5 protein-coding genes are annotated in these 4,644 nt (G+C 32.3%); 3 read left to right on the top strand and 2 right to left on the bottom strand.

Annotated features, from left to right (window positions below):
• Together JO950_RS21335 and JO950_RS21330 are read right to left on the bottom strand one after the other, a co-directional pair.
• Nucleotides 1-667, bottom strand: a 667-nt coding sequence (locus JO950_RS21335; protein WP_202704448.1) for a hypothetical protein, incomplete at its 3' end; no start/stop codon positions are given.
• A 64-nt stretch (nucleotides 668-731) separates the two neighbouring features.
• Nucleotides 732-1,310: a hypothetical protein gene (locus JO950_RS21330; protein ID WP_202704447.1), complete on the bottom strand. Its 579-nt coding sequence runs from the start codon at nucleotides 1,308-1,310 to the stop codon at nucleotides 732-734.
• Between the two features lie 444 nt (nucleotides 1,311-1,754).
• Here JO950_RS21330 and JO950_RS21325 point away from each other — a divergent pair, with 444 nt between their 5' ends.
• The 3 genes from JO950_RS21325 to JO950_RS21315 all read left to right on the top strand — a co-directional run bounded on the left by JO950_RS21325 (nucleotide 1,755) and on the right by JO950_RS21315 (nucleotide 4,496).
• Nucleotides 1,755-2,777: an META domain-containing protein gene (locus tag JO950_RS21325; protein WP_202704446.1), complete on the top strand. Its 1,023-nt coding sequence runs from the start codon at nucleotides 1,755-1,757 to the stop codon at nucleotides 2,775-2,777.
• A gap of 195 nt (nucleotides 2,778-2,972) precedes the next feature.
• Nucleotides 2,973-4,040: a thrombospondin type 3 repeat-containing protein gene (locus tag JO950_RS21320; RefSeq protein WP_370528150.1), complete on the top strand. Its 1,068-nt coding sequence runs from the start codon at nucleotides 2,973-2,975 to the stop codon at nucleotides 4,038-4,040.
• Nucleotides 4,041-4,316: 276 nt separating this feature from the next.
• Complete coding sequence (locus tag JO950_RS21315; RefSeq protein ID WP_202704444.1) at nucleotides 4,317-4,496, top strand: hypothetical protein; 180 nt, start codon at nucleotides 4,317-4,319, stop codon at nucleotides 4,494-4,496.
• The last annotated feature ends 148 nt before the right edge of the window (nucleotides 4,497-4,644 follow it).

Raw genomic sequence — 4,644 nt, 5'->3', positions numbered from 1 at the left:
TCATAGTAAACATTTGTCTTATTTTTTTTGAATATAAAATAGTTGCATTATCAAGCTTTAACAAAGGATTACTGTTAATAAATTCAGAAGCAATTTCTTTAATTCCTGTTTTACTTGTTTCCTGCCATTTCAAATAATACAGGTTACGTACCTGATTCCTTAGGTTGATAGAGTCTATCAAAGCAGAATATTTTACTTTACGTAAATCATTTTTAATTTTTCCATCACTTTTAATGAGTTTTGTACCCGTGGAGTCGCTATAAATAAAAAATAATCCTTTATCCTGATTTGGATTTGAGTCCCCTGTACATTCGCCTGATTTTTCAATTCTTTCCAAAAAGAAACGAATGTGATTATTGTCATTTTGAGTATACTTGCCGTAGGTTCTGGTAAAACAATCGTTACCGCATGGAGCAGAATAACCACTCATAAATGTATTGTTAGCATTTAGTATCAAATGATTTCCGGTGCTATTCTTATTGCTTTTAGAAAGATAATATTCTGAGTCATCATCCTGTTCTATAAGGTTGTCAATATGCCATCTGCCAGATAGCGTAACTTTCTGGTTTGAATTCTTAGAATTTTTATTTTCTGAGAATAAATTTTGAGAGTTACAGTTAACTATTGTGCCTAAAATTAAACAAAAGATATAAATGGATTTTTTCAAAGTGTTATTTTTTTTAATGATATACTTTGCAGAGCGGGGTGATATTGATTGGTTAGCAGTAGTTTTAATTATAATACTCTGATATTTTAATAATTGTGCTTTTTTCTTTTAGAAAGATCTCTATACCTTCAGAGATTAAATTATCTTCTGGATCATCATCTTTAAATTCAAAGAAAAATGATGAATCACTATTGTCAATTCTTTTAAACTGACCTTCAATAAGCTTTTTACAATAATTATTAAATTTAAATTTACATGCTACATCATTGATTTTTCTTATTAAGGCACTGTCTGATTCCTTTTTAGTGTAAATAGCTGTTTTAATTTCTATCGAACTGACAAAATGGTCACAGCCACCTTTATATACAGTTAAAGTATCACCATTAAATACCAGTGTTGCTCTATTATTTTTTGAATCCCAAACATATTTTTTGATTTCAAGTTCGCTTAGCCATTCTTCTGTTATTTTTTTGTAATTGTCATCAAATACACAATCTGAATTGTTTTCTAATAGAGCATCATCTACTTTAATAACCGAATCGGATTTAGTTTTTTTTGATTGTAATGTTTTCTGTTTATGTTTTTTTTCTGAACAAGAAAGCGTTGTAATTACTATTAATAAATAATAGAATGTTTTTTTCATAAAATTACTCTTAACGCGGATATATTTGTAACGATGTCCGACTTATTTACTTTAAATTAGTTTGGTTGGTCTGATGAATGTCAATGTTTTTTGTTTTCAAAAATAGCACTTTTCTTTCATAAATCTTCACGAGTGGGAGAGTTGAGTAAGTAGAACGCAAAGTCAGAGACATTTGTCGGCGTGGGATAAACAGTGTACTGATACAAGAGCAATATACCATAAAACTATTGGTACTGCAGAAAGAAGAGGTAGTATTGAGAGAACGATTATGGAGTAACTAAATTAAGATCTTTACCCGGTAGCTTTAAGGTGCGCTTTGCAGAGCAGGGGATGTGATAAAAAAAAGTTAAAAACGTTCTTTATTTTAAAGTGGCACAGTTCGTGCTTGGAAAGAAAACAATGAATAATCTGAATGCTTAATCGGTATTCTAAAAAATTAAAATAATGAAAAGATTTAAATGTATTTATGTTTTTGTAGCGGTATTATTATCAACAATTACATATGGTCAGGAAAGTTTAAAAATGTTTGTAAAAGAAAGTAAAGTGTCCTGTATGGGTGTTGGCCCTATGGAATGTCTGCAGGTAAAGTATGACAAGGACAAAGAATGGCAGCTATTTTACGACCATATTGAAGGTTTTAATTTTGAAAAAGGAAATCGATATGAGATCTTGGTAACAAGAACCAAAAGACAAGAGCCTATTCCTGCCGATGCTTCTGCATACCAGTACAAACTGAAAAGCATTGTTTCGAAAACTCCTGTAAATGCCGAAAAAGGAATTTACAATACCAAAATGATCTTGACCCAGTTAAACGGAAAAAAGATAACTAACGGGAAAGCATTTATTACGATTAATGACGAATCTGGTACAATAAACGGTAACAACGGATGTAATATCTTCAATGTAAAGTACACAAAGCTTTCTGCAAAAAATCAAATTAAGACCGATGCTCCTTTTGGAACTTTAATGGCTTGTGAAGGTGAAGGCATGAAATTAGAACAAGACTTTAGCGCTGCAATAACAAAGAAAAAGTTCAAAATTGTAAAGAAAAACAATAAAGTACAGTTCAGAAATGGGAAGAACAAAGTGGTGATGGAATTTTCTATACCAACACAAAACCAACTGTGGAGTTTTATTGCAAAAAACAATTGGAAACTAATCGCACTTGAAAATGTTGGACAGGATTACGGAAAGGCTTCTATTAAGTTTAATCCGGCAGAAAAGAAGGTGAGCGGAAGTACAGGCTGCAACAATTTCTTTGGAACTTATGAAACTACCGGTGATCGTATTTCTTTTGATAAGGTAGCGTCTACAAGAATGGCATGCATTGGTGAAGAAGGAAACAAAACAGAGCAAAAAATGCTGTATTATTTAAACAATAAAGACTTACGTTTTGATGTAGCCGATCAAACGCTTAATTTTTATCTTAACGATAGATTGGTCATGATGTTTGGCATTACAAGATAAATTCAGTTTTATAAGTCATCTTAAAATAGGGGATGATTTCTTAAAAATAATTGCAAAACCAGTGAAGTTAATTCACTGGTTTTTTTATTATAGATAATTGGTTTTAAAGTCTGAGACTTTATGGTTCATGTGTTTTAAACTAGACGTTTACAAGTTGGCGCAAACTCAGAGACATTTACACAGTGTCTGTGAGGTATACTTTGCGGAGCGGGAGATGGTCGTATAAACACCCAAGACAACTGTCCGTTCACCTTTAACCCTGACCAGAAAGATTTGGATGGAGATGGTGTAGGTGATGTATGCGACAATTGTATTGCAATAGCAAATGGTCTGGCAGAAAAAGACGTTCCTGGTGTTGGCAATCAAACAGACACGGATAAAGATGGTGTAGGTGATGCCTGCGATAATTGCGTAAAAACACCTAACTTTGATCAGATAAATTCTGATGAAGATTCTTTTGGTGATGTTTGTGATAATTGCAGAACAAAAACCAACCCGTTACAAGAAGATGTCAATAAAAATGGAATTGGAGATGCCTGTGAAGGTTTAGACCAGGGAGAAGGAGATGGATCAGTAGTAACAAGTCCGTTGACCTCTTACCGTTTTGTTGGAGATAAAACCTATGAGTTCTCGAACCATTTAGGAAACGTTCTTTCGGTAATTACAGACCGTCCTTTGTTCGCACAAAACGGGCAAAACTATAGTTTCAATCCGGATGTTCTGAGCTTCTCAGATTACTATCCTTTTGGAATGTTAGTCCCGAATAGACACGGGTCTAGTGATAGCTACAGATACGGTTTTCAAGGACAGGAGAAAGACGATGAGTTAAAAGGTGAAGGAAACTCCTTAAATTATACCTTTAGGATGCATGACCCGAGGGTGGGTAGGTTTTTTACAATTGACCCACTTACTCATAAATATCCATTTTATAGTCCATATCATTTTAGTTCAAACTCGCCTATAATGTCAGTAGAATTAGAAGGATTAGAGACAAGTACTTTGGTAAAGGAAAAAGAAAAGGCTATAAAAGAAACCGATGCTGTTAAAACTTGGTTAGGATTAAGGATTTTAGATTTTATTGAAGGATTCATAAATGTTGGAAGATTAACACAAGGAAAACCTATTTTGAAATATCCAATATTGCAAGCTAGTTCTGAAGAAAATCTTGGAGCAGTGAAATCTGTATACAATACAACATTCGAAGTAATGTCAGTTTGGCAAACTGCGAAATATGGAATTGGCGGTGAAAACGATGAGATTTAATTTAGTAATCCTTTTAAATCTTTTAAAAAGCCTAGAGCCCTTCAATCTATTACGGAAATTAGAACTAATTTAGCTAAAAGTTTTTTTAGCTAGTTTGGCGTAAGTAATATTGAAAAACATTTAGAAGCAGTAAATTTTGAAAAGCCAGTTTATACACAAATTTTAGAAGCTGGTTCAAAATTATTTAGGTATTCAAAAAAAGGTGCTACTGAACCAAAACATTATTTCTTTACTGAAGAATTTACATTACCTGGTGCACTTGGAAAATTAGATGCTATGAATAACCCACAAAATTATATTATTGAGGAATATACCTTAACCAAGCCTATCAAAGTACTAAATAGTACAACTGATTTAGCTGGAAAAGCAGGCGGTAAACAAGTATTTAGCACAGAAATTGAAAAAAATAGTACTGTTAAAGCCGCAAGTAATTGGGGTGATTTAATATCTAACTAATTATGAACACAATAGATAAATACTATTTTTTTTTGCAAAAGGCAATTACAAATATAGAATTCGATAAAAAATATTATTTTGAAAAACAAAATGATTTATTATTTTGTACTATTAAGACAGAAATCGGATTGTTTCCACATTTTAGAAA

The organism is Flavobacterium sp. UGB4466 (genome assembly GCF_903469665.1).
GTDB classification, from domain to species: domain Bacteria; phylum Bacteroidota; class Bacteroidia; order Flavobacteriales; family Flavobacteriaceae; genus Flavobacterium; species Flavobacterium lipolyticum.
This window is presented reverse-complemented; position numbering and strand designations above follow the sequence as displayed.

What these genes read in the sequence shown, in the direction of transcription:
- JO950_RS21330 (WP_202704447.1), bottom strand. Translation starts at nt 1,310, where the DNA reads ATGAAAAAAACATTCTATTATTTATTAATAGTAATTACAACGCTTTCT.
- JO950_RS21325 (WP_202704446.1), top strand. Translation starts at nt 1,755, where the DNA reads ATGAAAAGATTTAAATGTATTTATGTTTTTGTAGCGGTATTATTATCA.
- JO950_RS21315 (WP_202704444.1), top strand. Translation starts at nt 4,317, where the DNA reads ATGAATAACCCACAAAATTATATTATTGAGGAATATACCTTAACCAAG.